We start from the raw sequence: 15,774 nt of genomic DNA on the forward strand, positions 1-15,774 counted from the left end.
ATTTATACTATATGGGTGCTACAGGTGGTGGCGTCTGGAGAACTACTGATGCCGGCAACTCGTGGGAAAATATTAGTGATGGTTTCTTTGGTGGATCTATAGGTGCCGTGGCTGTAAGTGAGTGGGACAACAATGTAATTTATGTTGGAGGAGGTGAAAATACCGTTCGTGGAAATGTTTCTTCAGGTTCAGGAATGTATAAGTCAGTAGATGCAGGAACAACCTGGACGTCCATTGGTCTTCCTAATTCAAGACATATCTCAAAAATTAGAATACATCCCAAAAACCCTGATTTAGTATATGTAGCTGTATTAGGTGACTTGTATAAGTCAAGTTCTGAGAGAGGTGTATACAGAAGTAATGATGGCGGCAAAACATGGAATAAAATTCTATTTGCCAATGCTGATGCAGGAGTTGTGGATTTGATCATGGATCCAAACAACCCAAGAATACTTTATGCTTCAACTTGGAGAATAAGAAGAACACCTTATAGCCTTGAAAGTGGTGGCGAGGGTTCTGCCTTATGGAAAAGTACAGATGGCGGAGATACCTGGGAGAATATCAGCAAAAATAAAGGCCTGCCTAAAGGTGTATGGGGAATTTCAGGGGTTACAGTATCGCCTGTAAATTCAAATCGGGTTTGGGCTATTATAGAAAATAATGACGGAGGGGTATATCGCTCTGATGATGCAGGTAAGACTTGGAAAAAAGTTAACGATGAAAGAAAGTTGAGACAACGGGCATGGTATTATACTAAAATATATGCTGACACTCAGGACGAAGACATGGTATATGTCATGAATGTTCAATACCATGTTTCTAAAGATGGAGGAAAGACCTATCAAACATCAAATGCTCCACATGGTGACCATCATGACCTTTGGATAGCACCAGAAGATAACCAGCGAATGATTATAGCTGATGACGGTGGTGGCCAGGTGAGCTTCGATGCTGGTGAAAACTGGACAACCTACCACAACCAACCAACAGCTCAGTTTTACAGAGTTACTACTGACAATCATTTTCCATACAGAATATATGGCGCTCAGCAGGATAACTCGACAGTAAGAATTGCACACAGAACTTCTGGCGGAAGTATTGGTGAAAGCGATTGGGAGTCAACCGCAGGTGGAGAAAGCGCTCATATAGCTGTTGACCCTAAAAACAATGATATTGTTTATGGTGGTAGTTATGATGGCTTTTTAACCAGAGTCAATCATGAGACAGAGGAAGTAAGAGCGGTGAATGTTTGGCCAGACAATCCTATGGGACATGGGGCTATCGATTTCAAATACAGGTTCCAGTGGAACTTCCCTATTATGTTCTCGCCAAATGACCCTAAGAAATTATATACAACATCACAGCATGTACATGTTTCAACTAATGAAGGCCAGTCATGGGAAATTATAAGTCCTGACCTAACAAGAAATGACTCTACAAAGCTACTATCCTCTGGTGGACCAATTACCCAGGATAACACTAGTGTTGAGTATTATGCTACAATATTTGCTATAAACGAATCGTCACTTGAACCAGGGTTGATTTGGACAGGTTCTGATGATGGTTTAGTACATGTTACAACTGATGCTGGTAAAAACTGGAAAAATGTTACTCCTGCAGGAATGCCTGAATGGATGATGATCAACAGCATTGACATTGATCCATTTGAAAAAGGAGGAGCATACATAGCCGGAACAAGATATAAATTGGGCGACTACTCTCCTTACTTATATAAAACCAAAGATTATGGTAAAACCTGGACTAAAATAACATCAGAAATACCTTCTGAACATTTTACCAGAGTTGTAAGAGCTGATCCTAAAAGAAAAGGGCTCTTATATGCCGGTACAGAAAATGGAATGTATATTTCGTTTGATGATGGTACAAGTTGGAAGCCATTTCAGCTAAATCTGCCAACAGTACCAATCACTGACCTTACTATAAAAAATGACAACCTTATTGCTGCCACACAAGGAAGAAGCTTCTGGTTAATAGATGACCTCACGCCACTTCATCAATTAAGTGATCAGGTGAAATCATCTAGTAGCTTCCTTTTCAAACCTATGGATAGCTATAGAATGGGTGGAGCCAGCTACGGAAATCCTAAAACCTCAGGAGAAAATCACCCTGGTGGAGTAATGGTTCATTATTACCTTAAGGATACTTCTAAGGTTGATACTGTAAGAATGACTTTTATGGAAGAAGGCGGTAAAGCAATAAGAACCTTCAGTAACTTCCCTGATAAAGAAGCCAAAGAAGGTAAGCTCGATATCAAGCCGGATATGAACCGTTTCATTTGGGATATGAGATATACAGGAGCGGAAGGCTTTGATGGTATGATATTATGGTGGGCTTCATTAAATGGACCAAAGGCAGTACCTGGAACTTACAAAGTTAAACTTGAGGTAAATGGAAAAGCTCAGGAGCAGTCATTTGCCATTCTTAAAGACCCAAGATCATCTTCTTCTGTTGCAGACCTTAAAGCTCAATTCGACTTCCTTAATGAAGTGATTGCTAAGCTTTCTGAGACTAACCTTTCCATTAAGAAGATAAGAACGGCCAGAGAGCAAATTAAACTGGTAACATCTAAAATGGATGGCGATGAATACAAGGATATCAAAGAAAAATCCGGTGAAATTCTAAAGTCCATGAAAACTATTGAAGAGGCTCTTTACCAGACCAAAAACAGAAGCGGTCAGGATCCACTTAATTTCCCTATTAGATTGAACAATAAGCTTGGTCATTTAAATTCTTTACAAGCTATGGGTGACTATAAGCCTACTGATCAGGCAGTTGCATTTAAGAAGGAAATTACTGCTGAGATCGATAAGGAACTGGATAAATTGAAAGTTATTTTTGAAACAGAGATTCCGGCATTTAACAAAATGGTGAAGCAAAAAGATGTTGATGCTGTTATAATTGAATAAATATGGTTACACTTGACGAATTTTAGAGATAAATTCGTGATGTGTAAATTTTCAAAAATATTTTTATTGGTGCCTTTATTTCTCTTTCTAATGAGTTGTAAAGGCACCAATTCTTTTTCTACCCATGCCTATTGGACCGAGATTCCTGAAATATCTGCCAATGAAAATGATCTTCCTGCAAAGTTCAAAGCTTATAACCTGGATATCGACAATCTCAAGTTGTCAGTTGAAGATAATAATGCTTTAGAAATACCATCCCCCTTAGGTGAGTTATTGGTTGTTAATATTAAATCCTCATCTACGATGTCACCTGCGTTAGCAGAGAAATTTCCAGAGATACTTTCCTATGAAGTTTTAAATTCTGAAACTGTATCCTCAGGAAGAATTGATATTAACCCATCTGGTTTTTATGCGATGATCAAAACGGGGTCAGAAACTTACTTTATAAACCCTGTGAAAAAAGGAGGTGAAGAATATGTGTGTTATTTTAAAGGTGACGCTAATGAAAATTCAAAAAATCCGTATTTTGAGCAAAACAATAACTAATGAGAATAACACTTTTTATATTAACTACAATCTTCTTAGCAAACACTTCATATAGCCAAAGTGATGAATTATGGGTGCCTGTCAAATCAAATACAAATTTAAGATCAAGCATTCCAGTAACTAAGAGCTTAAATTATGAGTTACAAAAAGAAATACTGATAAATAAATTAAAGGGTATCTCTGAGTCATCTTCTAGAATTGTAAACCTGCCGCTTGCCAATGGTGAGCTCAAGCAATTTACACTTAGCCCCAATAACCTCTTACCTCCTGGTCTATCTGCAAAGTATCCCGAAATCCAAACATTTGAAGCTATCAGCTTAGATGGCAAAATTCATGGTAAAGTTGACCTTACCTCCGCAGGTTTTCATGGTATGTTATTTACAAAGGAAGGAACCGTGTTTATTGATCCTATAAGTAAAGAAAACAACACAACCCACCAAGTTTACTACAAACAAGACTTTGAAGCCTACAGCAAAGCTGGAATTACTGATGACCAATTATTAAATAAAAATGGAATAAAAAGTTCTAGAGTTAACTTGTCGTCAAAACAGACTTACAATTCAAGAGCAAGCGGAACTGAATTAAGAACCTATAGATTGGCAATCACCACCACTGGAGAATACACTATATTCCAAGGCGGAACAGTATCTGACGCGTTAAGCGCCATTGCAACTACAATGAATCGAGTTAACGGTATTTATGAAAAGGAAGTGTCAATAAGGTTTGAACTGATAGACAATACCGATGAACTGATTTACATAAACCCTGACACCGATCCGTATACAAACGAAAATAAGTCAGATTATATTGATCAAGTACAGGCTAACATAGACCTTGTTATTGAAGATGCTAACTATGATGTAGGCCATGGATTTTCTACAAGCCCAGGTGGGTTAGCAGGAACGGGGCCTTGTATTTCAGGAAGAAAAGCTTCAGGTGTAACTGGAACAAACAACCCAGTAGGAGATCCATATGACGTTGATTTTGTAGCTCATGAAATAGGTCATCAATTAGGTGCTAATCATACTTTTAATGGCACTGCAAGCTCATGTTCAGGTGATAACAGAAACCCGTCAACAGCATATGAGCCTGGAAGCGGCTCAACCATTCTTGGCTATGCTGGCATATGTTCTCCTCAGGATCTGCAAAACAATAGTGACGCATACTTCCATACCATCAGCTATGATGAAATATTAAACTACACCGTTAATGGGTCAGGTAGCTCATGTGGTACAATTACATCAACTGGTAACACTCCTCCAGAAATTGATGCCGGGAATAGCGGATTTACCATTCCGATTAATACACCATTTAGTTTGACGGGTATTGGATCTGATGCAGATGGAGATGAACTAACCTATAACTGGGAACAATTTGATCTAGGTCCAGCGGGAAGCCCGGATAGTCCTTTAGAAAATGCTCCAATATTTAGGTCATTCACACCTCAACCGAATCCTTCAAGAACGTTTCCACAATTGTCCGATATTTTGAATAATACACAGACACTAGGAGAGTTGTTACCCACCTATTCAAGAACATTAACTTTCAGATTAACTGCTAGAGATAATAAATCTGGCGGAGGTGGGGTTAATTATGATCAGATAGCCTTTGATGTTACTGAAGCAGCAGGCCCCTTTGTAATTAACTCATTCAACACCAATTCAGAATTAACCGCACAGTCCAATACAGAAATCTTATGGGATGTAGCCAATACTGACACTGCTCCTATAAATTGCCAAAATGTAAATATCCTACTTTCAGATGACGGGGGTTTAACATTTAGTCATATACTTAAATCAAACACTCCTAATGATGGGGTTGAAAATGTACTTATTCCAGACATCGTGTCATCAAATGTCAGAATTAGGGTTGAAGCTTCAGATAATATTTTCTTCGATATAAATGATGCTGACATTAATGTGACAGCACCTGTAGAACCAGATTTTTTTTTAGAGATTGATGCAGCAACATTAGAAGTTTGTGGCTCAACCGATAGTAATATTTCTATCCTAATTGGAAGTATTCTTAATTTTTCAAATGAGATAACACTTTCTGTTTCGGGCCTTGAAGATGGACTAAGTGCATCATTTAGTAGCAATCCTGTTACCCCAGGAAATGAAACTATGTTAACATTTTCTAACTCCAATCAAAGTGCTAATGGCAACTATCCTGTTATAATAACCGCTAGTGATGGTAAAACACAAAAAGTGGCTAATATTTCATTAATAGTCTTTGATGGAATCGATAATGTTATTCAAATACTAAACCCAATAGACAACCAAATTGATGTAAGCTTAAATCCAATGCTAATATGGAATGAAACAAGTAGCTACAACTACAATATAGAAATAGCAACAGATGAAGGGTTTGATAACATTGTGGCTTCTGAGAACAGCATTACGTCAGGAAGTTTAAAAACACCTTTGCTAGAAGCAGGTACCACATACTTTTGGAGAGTAAGCGGTACTAATGGCTGTGAGACAACAGGATTTAAAAACAGCAGTTTTACTACTGTATCTTGTAGTGTGACAACTAGTATAGACATTCCAAAAAGTATTAGCGCAGACGATCCAAGCACTATTACTTCGGAGGTTACAATAAACAGTTCTGGAAAGATTGGTGATGTCAATATTATAAATTTGAGTGGAACCCATTCTTTTCTAGAGGATTTAGAGGTAACGTTAAAATCTCCACTTGGCACTCAGGTAATTCTTTTTAGCACCATATGTGGTGATAAGGATAATTTTAATCTCAATTTCGATCAACAATCTCCTATTTCATCGTTTGATTGCCCTCCAACAGCAGGAGATACCTATAGGCCTATAGAAGATTTAAATGCCTTTAATGGAGAAGAAATGAATGGTGTCTGGACACTTAGTATATCAGATAATGCCAAATTTGATGGTGGCACGTTACAAAGTTGGTCATTAGAAATATGTGGCGAGAATTCAAATCAAAAGCCCAACCCTCCAAGTAATCTTAAGGCTGTTATCGTTAATGGCACTGATATCAATCTAACATGGACGGACAATTCAGATAATGAACACGAATTTAGTATTGAAAGGTCTACTGAAGACAATACTTCTTTCGAAGAAATTGGGAAAGTGGGAGCTGATATCACTGAATACACAGATACCGGAATATCCCTAGACAACAATTACTATTATCGCGTGGTAGCCATTCTGGATACAGACACATCGAATTATTCTAATATTGTTGATGTCATAAGCGTTCCACTAACTCCGTTCGGATTAGAGACTACTGAAGTTACAGCTACTTCTGCTTCCTTGGCTTGGCAAGATGACAATGACTCTAAGGATAGCTTTACTATCGAAAAGGCATCTGAAACTGGTTCTTTTGAATTTCTAATCTCAGTTAGCGAAAGTGAAACAATATATACCGATGAATCAGTTGACCCAGCAACTATTTATAGGTACCGGGTTAAAACACTATCAGGTGGAAAAGAATCTAAATATTCAGACGAACTAACCGTTGAAACACTTCCTCTGCCTCCGGCTGCACCTGATGATTTGATTTTAGATTTGATTTCTCTTGAACGGATCAATCTAACCTGGGTTGACAATGCTGATAATGAAGATGGTTTTGTTTTAGAGCGATCTGTTGGCGATAATTCGAACTTCGAGCTACTAGACTCTTTAAGTGCTGATATATTATCATATCAGGATTTAACTCTTGGTGAGCCAGACGTATATTTTTATCGTATCAAGGCCTTTAACATCGGTGGTGAATCACCATATTCTGATGAAGTAAGTGAATCCAGTTTAGTACTAAATACTGCAGACCGTCTAAAAACAGCCATTTCCATATACCCAAATCCTAGCAATGGAGTCTTCAATATTAAGGCTCCTGAAAATAGCATAATTCATTTGTTCGACATGGTTGGAAGCTTAGTAAACCCGGTTGCCATATCACATGAAAATGGAATATATTCCTTGGACATTTCCAATCAGGCTGATGGTATTTATATTATCAAACTTTCAGTAAATCAAAATAACACGATTTTAAAGGTTATTAAATCCACTCATTAACATACTGATTAACAATAAGTTAAATATATTTTCATTTTTTTGGCACTATCATTGAATGTTTCCTCTACAGAAACAAAAATGTAGAGCCATGAAAAAGATTTTACTATTAATCGGATTAGTTGCTGGGATATCAGTTGGTGTTAATGCTCAGCATTTTACAACCTCTTTTGGATTTGAATTAGGATGGGGAATTCCCAACCGAGTACAGACCATTATTAGCCATGATTATTATGGATATGACATGGTACACGCCTCAAGAGTAGCAAGAGTTGGAGTAGATTATTTTGATGTTGTATTGCAACGAGGAGATGTATTCATTCAGGTAACAGTTAGAAATGATGGTTTTATAAGTAGAAGAACTGTTTATCAGGATTACCCTTTATATAATCATGTTTGTAGTCATAGCTGTGGGTACCACAACAATTACTATACAACTTATAGAAATGTTTGTACTTCACATCACCATCATGGACACAACCATGTTACTTATGTAAAGAATAAGCACTATAACGGACCTGGTCACCATGGTAAAGGACATGCTTATGGCCATAATAAAAACGGTAAGAACCATCATAAGTATCAAAAGAGTAAGTGGAGCAGCAAAGGTGATTCTTATACAAGAAGAGATAGATTTTATGATGAAAATAAAAGAAGTCGCTCTAACCGAGATCAAAGAGAAAGACGAGAGGACATAAAACCTAGTAGAACCAAATATGTGAGTGACAGGACTTCCTCTTCTAGACGAGGGAAGTAACAAAAAAGCCCAGATTTAAATCTGGGCTTTTTCTTTAATTGCCATCTAAAATTCTAAATAACTCGTCAAGATCAGGCGTAATAATAATTTCTGTTCTTCTGTTCTTTTGTCTTCCTTCTTTTGTTTCATTATCTTCTACGGGCACAAACTCTCCCCTCCCTGCTGCAGTAACCTGATCAGCAGACAGCCCGGCCTTGGTAAGAATTCTAATGATAGAAGTTGCTCTTAATACAGACAGATCCCAATTGTCATTCATATACTGAGAGGTTCTTCCTATCGGCACGTTATCAGTATGCCCCTCAACCATTATATTTAGATCTTTTTGGTCTTTAATCGCTTTTGCTAATTGTTGCAAGGCGGAAACTCCTTTTGGGTCAACAGATGTGCTACCAGAATTAAATAATAATTGTTCAGCAAGCGATACGTATACCTTTCCATTCTTTACCGACACTGTTAAGTCACTCTCTTTGAAATTCAATAATGCCTGGGTAATCTTATCTTTAAGTGCCTGAACTGCCTTATCCTTATTGGCTAGTATTTCCTCCAGCTCTCTAACTTTCTCCTCCCTTACGGCTAGGTCAGCACTTAATTTTTCATTTTCCCTTTTAGTTTGCTCTAAGCTTTCTTTTAAGGCTAATAAGCGCTCTTGTTGTGCCGCTAAATCCTGTGTCATTTTACCGCTATTACTAAGCAGGTTGTTATATTTAGTTTGTAATTGACTTTTATCAGCACTTAAATTCTTCAAATCTGAAACTGTTGCTCTTAGCTTCTTACCTAACGAAGCAGTATCTGCCTTTAACTTCGCAATTTCACCATTAAGCCTTTCTATGGTACTTAATGCCGTTGCCAAACTATCCCTACTATTAGCTAAATCTGTTTCTAAATTGATTTTGTCCGACAGCAGTTCATCATATTTTTTCTGCGTTACACATGAAGCTGAAAAAATTACTAATCCACAAAACAAAAAAATGATTCTGTTCATATCTAAAAAATTATATTTCTACGAATATCACTAATAGATTGGTTAAATAAAAAATGCAGTAGGCCATATCCCTTCCTAAAAGTTGAATATCTTTAATTATTAACCAAACATAATTGATCATGTCAGGAATGCTTAAAGAAGATGCGCTTAAGGATAAAACAATAATTGTAACAGGTGGAGGTACAGGTCTGGGTAGATCAATGGGTAAATACTTTCTGGAATTGGGGGCGAACCTAGTTATTGCAAGTCGTAAAATTGAAGTCCTTGAAAAAGCTGCTGAAGAATTAGAGCAAGAAACAGGTGGCAAGGTGCTGCCTGTAGCTTGCGATATTAGGAAATATGATGAGATAGAAAATGTAATAGCTAAAGCTGAAGACAAGTTTGGTTCTATTAATGGAGTGTTGAACAACGCTGCGGGCAATTTTATAAGTCCTACAGAACGCTTATCACATAGAGCATTTGACATTGTTATTGATATAGTGTTGCGAGGTACTTACAATTTCACTTTAGCCACTGGTAAAAACTGGATTGCAAAAAAACAGGCTGGCACTTTCTTAAATATTGTTACCACATATGCATGGACAGGATCGGGCTATGTTGTGCCCTCTGCATGCGCAAAAGCTGGTATTTTATCCATGACCAGATCTTTGGCGTCAGAATGGGCCAAATATAATATAAGAAGTAATGCCATTGCTCCAGGTCCATTCCCTACCGAAGGTGCCTGGAAAAGGCTTTTTCCAGGTGAAGTTGCTGAGCAAATTGACCCATTAAAGAGAATCCCCTTAAAACGATTTGGTGAACATCAGGAGCTCGCAAATCTTGCAGCTTATCTCATGTCTGATTATTCCTCGTACGTTAATGGCGAGGTGGTAACCATTGACGGTGGTGAGTGGGTTCATGGCGCAGGTGAATTTAATGGTCTGGAAGCTGTAACCCCAGAAATGTGGGATATGCTCGAGAAAATGAGATCCAAAAAATAATTTAAAACCTCAGATATAAAGCCAAACGTACATAGTGCTGTTTTTTAGCACCTACAATTTCAGGACTTAATCTATATATTGTTATAGCAGCAGTGGTATAATAGTTTGAATACATGTACCCATATTGTTGGGTTATTAAACCATGCTCTAGTTCTTCAACGTGCGGGCTATCATTATTGAATATACTTCCCTCAATAAAAATGTTATTTAGGACATAATCTCCCTTTATTCCAAAAAACAAAAAACTTTCTATTTCTGCACGATCATTGTTGCCAACCACGGGAATACTTGAAGAAAGGCGACTATCACTATAGGCAGTATTGTTTATGGGATTAAATATACCCAACCTAGCCATCATTCTAAGGCCCACTAAACTAACCCCATTGCCAAGCTGTACGTCAATCTCTCCATTAAAATCCCAAATCCTTCGTGTTACCAGGTTTTGCTTTCTGTTATATCCCAAATTCAGAACCAATTCATTCTCGATTTCATATTCCCAGCCTAAAGGTGTAGTGATGCCATTTTGTCTGTGATACCATTGCTGAAAATTTCCCATTCCAGATTTCTCTCCAACGACTCCAAGTTCTAAAGTGTATCTATTTGCAACACTTTCTCCAGGGAAGTTTGTAAAAGCTATTGTCAATCCCTGCCATCCTGCATAAGGCCTGTCTCTTTTGGCCACATCTGGCTCTTTTATTTTACTAGGCGTAAAAATTTTATGTCCATAATTGAATCTAATTATAACTTTCGAGCTATCTGAGGTTCGGGATCTAAATATTTTATAAAAAGAGCTCTTCCTCTTTAGCAATAAAGCATAATTGATATCGGCCCCTGAAGTATAGTATTGATCAGTAAAAAACACAATATCATTCTCATAGCGGATGGAGAACTCCTGATCGATAGAATGAGATCTTGTAGTAACTTGTGCCTCAGCCCCTATAGCTAGCAAGCTTGTTAAAAGACACAAAATAATTATCCTCATTAACTGTGGATTTATTTTAACTAATTTAGTGCTCAAAACTACAATATAATTGTATATGACATTGCCAAAAAGGCACCTAGATCAGCTAAAAAGAAGAAAAGAAAACAATAGTTTAAGATCGCTTAAGCTGGTTGATAGCCTAATCGATTTCTCCTCCAATGATTATCTCGGTCTTGCTAGAAATGCTGAATTAGCAAATGAAATTCACCTAAAATCAAATAATCAGAGAAATGGTTCAGGAGGCTCTCGATTGCTTACTGGAAATAATGAGCTATTTGAAGAAACTGAAAAATTTCTATCTAAACAGTTCAGAGCCGAAAGTACACTTCTTTTTAATTCTGGGTATGATGCTAACTTAGCCGTTTTATCTTCAATTCCACAAAGAGGTGATATAATATTGTATGATGAGTTATCTCATGCGAGTATCAAAGATGGGATAAGGTTAGGCTTAGCATCTAAAACATCATTTAAACATAATGATCTCATTGATCTTGAGAAAAAATTAAGTAAAGATCAGACAGGAGATAAATACATTGTTATTGAATCCATCTATTCAATGGATGGGGATGAAGCCAATTTAAATGAACTGGTAAAATTATCATTAAAATACAATGCTTATCTAATTGTAGATGAGGCTCATGCTGCTGGTCTTTATGGCAAAAATGGTGGTGGCTTATCAGAGTTATATGGACTGCAAAATGATATCTTTTGTAGAATTTACACTTTCGGAAAAGCACCTGGAGTACATGGAGCTGCTGTAGCAGGAACAGTTGAGTTAATTAAATATCTAATAAATTTTGCTAGGCCTTTTATTTACACTACCGCGTTACCCGCACATAGTTGTCTATCCATACAGACTACAATGAGATACATCGCTGATAACAACCGAATACAAAACGCGGTTTTTGAAAACGTGAATCATTATCTGAGGAAGTTTCAAAAGAAATTAAAAGGCCAGTTTTCAAGAACAATCAGCAATCACCCTATTCAAACAATAATAACACCAGGTAATGATTATGCCAGGTCATTAAGTGAACACTTACTTGCAAAAGGTTTTGACGTTAGACCAATTCTAGCGCCTACGGTAAAAGAAGGTGAAGAAAGATTAAGAATCTGTTTGCATTCCTACAATTCTACTGATGAAATTTCCTCATTGGTTGATACCTTAGCAACCTATTGATGAATTATTTTATAACAGCCATAGGTACTGACAGTGGCAAAACACTTATTGCCGCTGCACTAACCAAAGCCCTAAAGGCAGATTACTGGAAGCCAATTCAAGCAGGGTTCCCGACTGATTCTGAGACCGTGAGGGAGTTCACAAACGGTGAAGTATACATTCATCCTGAGCATATCATCTTAGAAACCCCTGCTTCACCACATGCTGCTGCAGCCATTGAAAACAGGCAGTTAAAAATCAAAGATATTAAACTCCCTGTCACTAATAATAACCTAATAATTGAAGGAGCAGGCGGTTGCATGGTGCCGTTGAGCAATCAAGAAATGATGATTGAGTTGGCACCATATTTCAACGCTGAAATTGTCTTGATTTCAAACAACTATTTGGGAAGTATAAATCACACATTACTAACCGTAAATCTTATTAAAAGTCGTGGGTATAGTATAAAAGGTATAATATTTAATGGCCCAGCAAATAAGGCTACCGAAGATGTTATTTTAGATTACACCAAATTGACCTGTATTTATAAGGTTCCTCAATTAGAAAGTATAGACTATCAGGTCATTGATAAGCTAAGTCAAGAATTAAGGAAAAGCTGGAATGAATTGGATTGAGAGAGATAAAAGCACAATATGGCACCCTTTTACTCCGTTAAAAGGTGTAGCAGACCCATTGATGGTTACAAAGGCTGAGGGTGTCTATCTCCATACTGATGATGGCAGAAAGATTATTGATGCTGTGTCTTCTTGGTGGGTCAACCTGCATGGTCATGGAAACCCACATATTGCCAAGGCTATTGCAACTCAAGCTTCAAATCTTGAGCATGTGATATTCGCTGGGTTTACGCATGAACCAGCCATAAAACTAGCAGAGTCATTACTAAAAATTCTTCCCTCAAATCAATCCAGAGTTTTTTACTCTGACAACGGTAGTACAGCAGTGGAAGTAGCAATTAAAATGGCATTTCAATACTGGTTTAATAAAGATGAGGAAAAGAAAAGGATCATAGCAATTGATGGTGCTTATCATGGCGATACTTTTGGATCCATGTCCGTTGGTGAAAGAAGTGATTTCACAAAGCCTTTTGTTGAACATTTGTTTGAAGTCGATTTTATAGACTTTCCAAATGGTGAAAATGATAAAGAGGTGATTCAAACATTTCAAGCTCTGGCTGAATCAGGAGAAATTGCAGCTTTTATATTCGAGCCTCTTATTCAGGGAGCATCAGGAATGCGCATGTATAGTGCAGAGACCCTTGATAAATTACTTTCAATTGCAGAAGAGCATAATATCATTTGTATTGCTGATGAAGTTATGACTGGGTTTGGAAGAACAGGTAAATTATTTGCCTCAGATTATTTAGTAAACAAGCCAGACATAATATGCCTCTCTAAAGGTCTCACAGGTGGCGCTTTGGCTTTAGGGGCCACTTCTTGTACATCAGACATTATTGATGCTTTTAATTCAGAAGACCTCAAAAAAACATTCTTGCACGGGCATTCCTACACCGCTAACCCTATGGCCTGTGCAGCCGGAGTTGCTAGCTATGAGCTGCTTATAACCCCGGAATGTCAGGATAATATTAAAAGAATAGCTGAAAAGCATATAGGATTTCTATCAAGAATTAAAGGTCAACGGATAGTAAAGGATGTTAGAACAAAAGGCACAGTGATCGCTATTGAAATCGAGACAAACAAGGACTCTTCCTATTTCAGTGAAATGCGAAATATGCTTTATCCTTTCTTTTTGGAAAAAGACATACTTTTAAGACCCTTGGGTAATCTTATTTATATCATTCCTCCATACATTATTAAGAATGAGGAACTTGACCTTGTATACTCCGCAATTGAAGAATTACTTAATAAACATTCTTCTACTTCTTCTTAAGAAAACTTTCTAGCTTCTTCTTAAGCTCAGGGCTGTTTTCTGTATACTCAGGAGAGTTAGATTTCTTTTCAGGAAAAGATTCTACGTGTAAAGTCTGAGTTGGGAATGCAAAGTTAACGCCAAGTTGATCTGCAAGTTTCACAATCTCAAGAAGCACTTCATGTCTCGACTGAAGTTCCTCGGTCCATGACGGAACATCAAAGAAAATATAAAACAACACATCTAGAGAAGATGCTCCCATGTCGTTAAAGTGGATTTCATAATAATCCTTCCTCGTTTTTGGATGATTGTCCACGATCTTCTTTAATCCTTCAACAAATACATCTATCAAATGGGGAGGCGTATCATAGGTCATGGCTATTTTAGTCATAAATCTGCGATACTTACGCAAACCGTGATTATCAATCATCTGATTGGTAATCACGCCATTCGGAATATACATGACAGAATTTCTAAATGTTCTAATTCTGGTTGATCTGAAACCAACTTCCTCAATAGTGCCATCAACATCGCCAGAGGTTATCCAATCGCCAACTTGAAATGGCCTATCTATAAATATCATCAACGAGCCAAAGAAGTTTTTGATGGTGTCCTGAGCTGCTAAGGCAAAAGCGAGACCTCCTATTGATATACCGGCAATCAAACCAGTGATATCAAACTCTAGATTATCCAAAATAAATAGTCCACCAACTATTACAACAAACGTTTTAAGCACTTTCCTGAGTAAAGGAACAAGTTGATCATCCAATGTGCTTTCTGTCTTCTCAGCTAGCTTAGAGAGGTAAATGGAGAAAATATCAACCAATCTATAAAAGAATACTATTGCGAATACTGGCCATATCGATTGTAGAGCAATTATGACATACTTACTCATGCCAATTGGCAATTGTAAAACCGGCACAAAAAGAATCAACAATGGGAATATCACCAGAAAACTTATAGGCTTGGCCACCGGAATGACCACCTCATGAGCAAGCTTTCTATAGCCCATTCTCATCAAAGCCTGGAGTATGAGTCTCTCAAACACTAGCGTAAAAACTTTATGAAGTATTACGCAAACAATCACTAAAATCAGGATACCAAGCAACTGCCAACCCCATAAACCAAAAATCTTAAAACCACCCTTGCTTGGAGGCAGTAAATCCAAAAGTTTATCTGTACCAAATGGGTAAACCTGTTGATGAAGACTTTCTATTTTATTAACTGTTTTAGTACTATATAGCCATCGGTTACCAACTTTCTCAACATAAATATCTGGTAATTTCGAGCTGATTACATACCTTCTTTTATTACTAACTGAATCCAGAAAGTTTGCCTCTCTAGGTATATCCTCTAGTTCAATATAAATACCATTACCATCAAATATTTGCTTTAGCTTAACAGCCAATTTACTTAGTCTATCTTCATTCTGATCTGCAGGGTTTAATGCTTTACTAGAAATTGATGGGTAATAGTTATCAGTCTGTAAATATTCCAAATGTGTTAAA

The 15,774-nt window shown here is 37.3% G+C and carries 11 protein-coding genes; 8 read left to right on the top strand and 3 right to left on the bottom strand.

Features of this window, described 5'->3' with window-relative positions; genetic code table 11:
• The 4 genes from E1140_RS07200 to E1140_RS07215 all read left to right on the top strand — a co-directional run.
• Window positions 1-2,927 (top strand): WD40/YVTN/BNR-like repeat-containing protein (locus E1140_RS07200; protein ID WP_155180944.1); only part of this gene is annotated, 2,927 nt, incomplete at its 5' end.
• A 90-nt stretch (window positions 2,928-3,017) separates the two neighbouring features.
• Window positions 3,018-3,473, top strand: coding sequence for a hypothetical protein (locus E1140_RS07205; RefSeq protein WP_155180947.1), 456 nt, complete (start codon window positions 3,018-3,020; stop codon window positions 3,471-3,473).
• A complete protein-coding gene (locus E1140_RS07210) occupies window positions 3,473-7,522 on the top strand; it encodes a reprolysin-like metallopeptidase (protein ID WP_155180949.1) in 4,050 nt (1,349 codons plus the stop codon). The genes E1140_RS07205 and E1140_RS07210 overlap by 1 nt, the downstream gene beginning before the upstream one ends.
• 88 nt (window positions 7,523-7,610) lie before the next feature.
• The gene (locus E1140_RS07215; RefSeq protein WP_155180952.1) at window positions 7,611-8,276 is read left to right on the top strand and encodes a hypothetical protein; all 666 of its coding nucleotides are present in this window, start codon (window positions 7,611-7,613) and stop codon (window positions 8,274-8,276) included.
• Window positions 8,277-8,310: 34 nt separating this feature from the next.
• On the opposite strand, the gene E1140_RS07220 is transcribed toward E1140_RS07215, so the two are convergent.
• On the bottom strand, window positions 8,311-9,258 hold the full coding sequence (locus E1140_RS07220; protein WP_155180956.1) for an OmpA family protein: 948 nt from the start codon (window positions 9,256-9,258) through the stop codon (window positions 8,311-8,313).
• Between the two features lie 119 nt (window positions 9,259-9,377).
• Between E1140_RS07220 and E1140_RS07225 the strand changes: the two genes are divergently transcribed.
• Window positions 9,378-10,238: an SDR family oxidoreductase gene (locus E1140_RS07225; RefSeq protein ID WP_155180959.1), complete on the top strand. Its 861-nt coding sequence runs from the start codon at window positions 9,378-9,380 to the stop codon at window positions 10,236-10,238.
• Between the two features lies 1 nt (window position 10,239).
• Here E1140_RS07225 and E1140_RS07230 read toward each other — a convergent pair whose 3' ends face one another.
• The gene (locus E1140_RS07230) at window positions 10,240-11,220 is read right to left on the bottom strand and encodes a lipid A deacylase LpxR family protein (RefSeq protein WP_155180962.1); all 981 of its coding nucleotides are present in this window, start codon (window positions 11,218-11,220) and stop codon (window positions 10,240-10,242) included.
• Window positions 11,221-11,275: 55 nt separating this feature from the next.
• Between E1140_RS07230 and E1140_RS07235 the strand changes: the two genes are divergently transcribed.
• Genes E1140_RS07235 through bioA form a run of 3 tightly spaced genes read left to right on the top strand, consistent with a single transcriptional unit; the run spans window position 11,276 to window position 14,287 of the window.
• Entirely contained in the window at window positions 11,276-12,400 is a 1,125-nt protein-coding gene (locus E1140_RS07235; protein ID WP_155180965.1) for an aminotransferase class I/II-fold pyridoxal phosphate-dependent enzyme, read from the top strand.
• Window positions 12,400-13,014, top strand: coding sequence for a dethiobiotin synthase (gene bioD, locus E1140_RS07240; protein WP_155180968.1), 615 nt, complete (start codon window positions 12,400-12,402; stop codon window positions 13,012-13,014). Before E1140_RS07235 ends, bioD begins: the two co-directional genes overlap by 1 nt.
• The gene (gene bioA / locus E1140_RS07245) at window positions 13,001-14,287 is read left to right on the top strand and encodes an adenosylmethionine--8-amino-7-oxononanoate transaminase (RefSeq protein WP_155180971.1); all 1,287 of its coding nucleotides are present in this window, start codon (window positions 13,001-13,003) and stop codon (window positions 14,285-14,287) included. The genes bioD and bioA overlap by 14 nt, the downstream gene beginning before the upstream one ends.
• Here bioA and E1140_RS07250 read toward each other — a convergent pair.
• Window positions 14,274-15,764 (bottom strand): mechanosensitive ion channel family protein, encoded by a 1,491-nt coding sequence (locus tag E1140_RS07250; protein WP_425482006.1) that lies wholly within the window; start codon window positions 15,762-15,764, stop codon window positions 14,274-14,276. The two genes, bioA and E1140_RS07250, sit on opposite strands and share 14 nt — an antisense overlap.
• Between the last annotated feature and the right edge of the window lie 10 nt (window positions 15,765-15,774).

The sequence above is a fragment of the Fulvivirga lutimaris genome (assembly GCF_009711525.1).
GTDB classification, from domain to species: domain Bacteria; phylum Bacteroidota; class Bacteroidia; order Cytophagales; family Cyclobacteriaceae; genus Fulvivirga; species Fulvivirga lutimaris.

Coding starts and splice junctions, on each gene's coding strand:
- E1140_RS07235 (WP_155180965.1), top strand. CDS start 11,276: ATGACATTGCCAAAAAGGCACCTAGATCAGCTAAAAAGAAGAAAAGAA.
- bioA (WP_155180971.1), top strand. CDS start 13,001: ATGAATTGGATTGAGAGAGATAAAAGCACAATATGGCACCCTTTTACT.
- bioD (WP_155180968.1), top strand. CDS start 12,400: ATGAATTATTTTATAACAGCCATAGGTACTGACAGTGGCAAAACACTT.
- E1140_RS07215 (WP_155180952.1), top strand. CDS start 7,611: ATGAAAAAGATTTTACTATTAATCGGATTAGTTGCTGGGATATCAGTT.
- E1140_RS07225 (WP_155180959.1), top strand. CDS start 9,378: ATGTCAGGAATGCTTAAAGAAGATGCGCTTAAGGATAAAACAATAATT.
- E1140_RS07205 (WP_155180947.1), top strand. CDS start 3,018: ATGAGTTGTAAAGGCACCAATTCTTTTTCTACCCATGCCTATTGGACC.
- E1140_RS07210 (WP_155180949.1), top strand. CDS start 3,473: ATGAGAATAACACTTTTTATATTAACTACAATCTTCTTAGCAAACACT.
- E1140_RS07230 (WP_155180962.1), bottom strand. CDS start 11,220: ATGAGGATAATTATTTTGTGTCTTTTAACAAGCTTGCTAGCTATAGGG.
- E1140_RS07220 (WP_155180956.1), bottom strand. CDS start 9,258: ATGAACAGAATCATTTTTTTGTTTTGTGGATTAGTAATTTTTTCAGCT.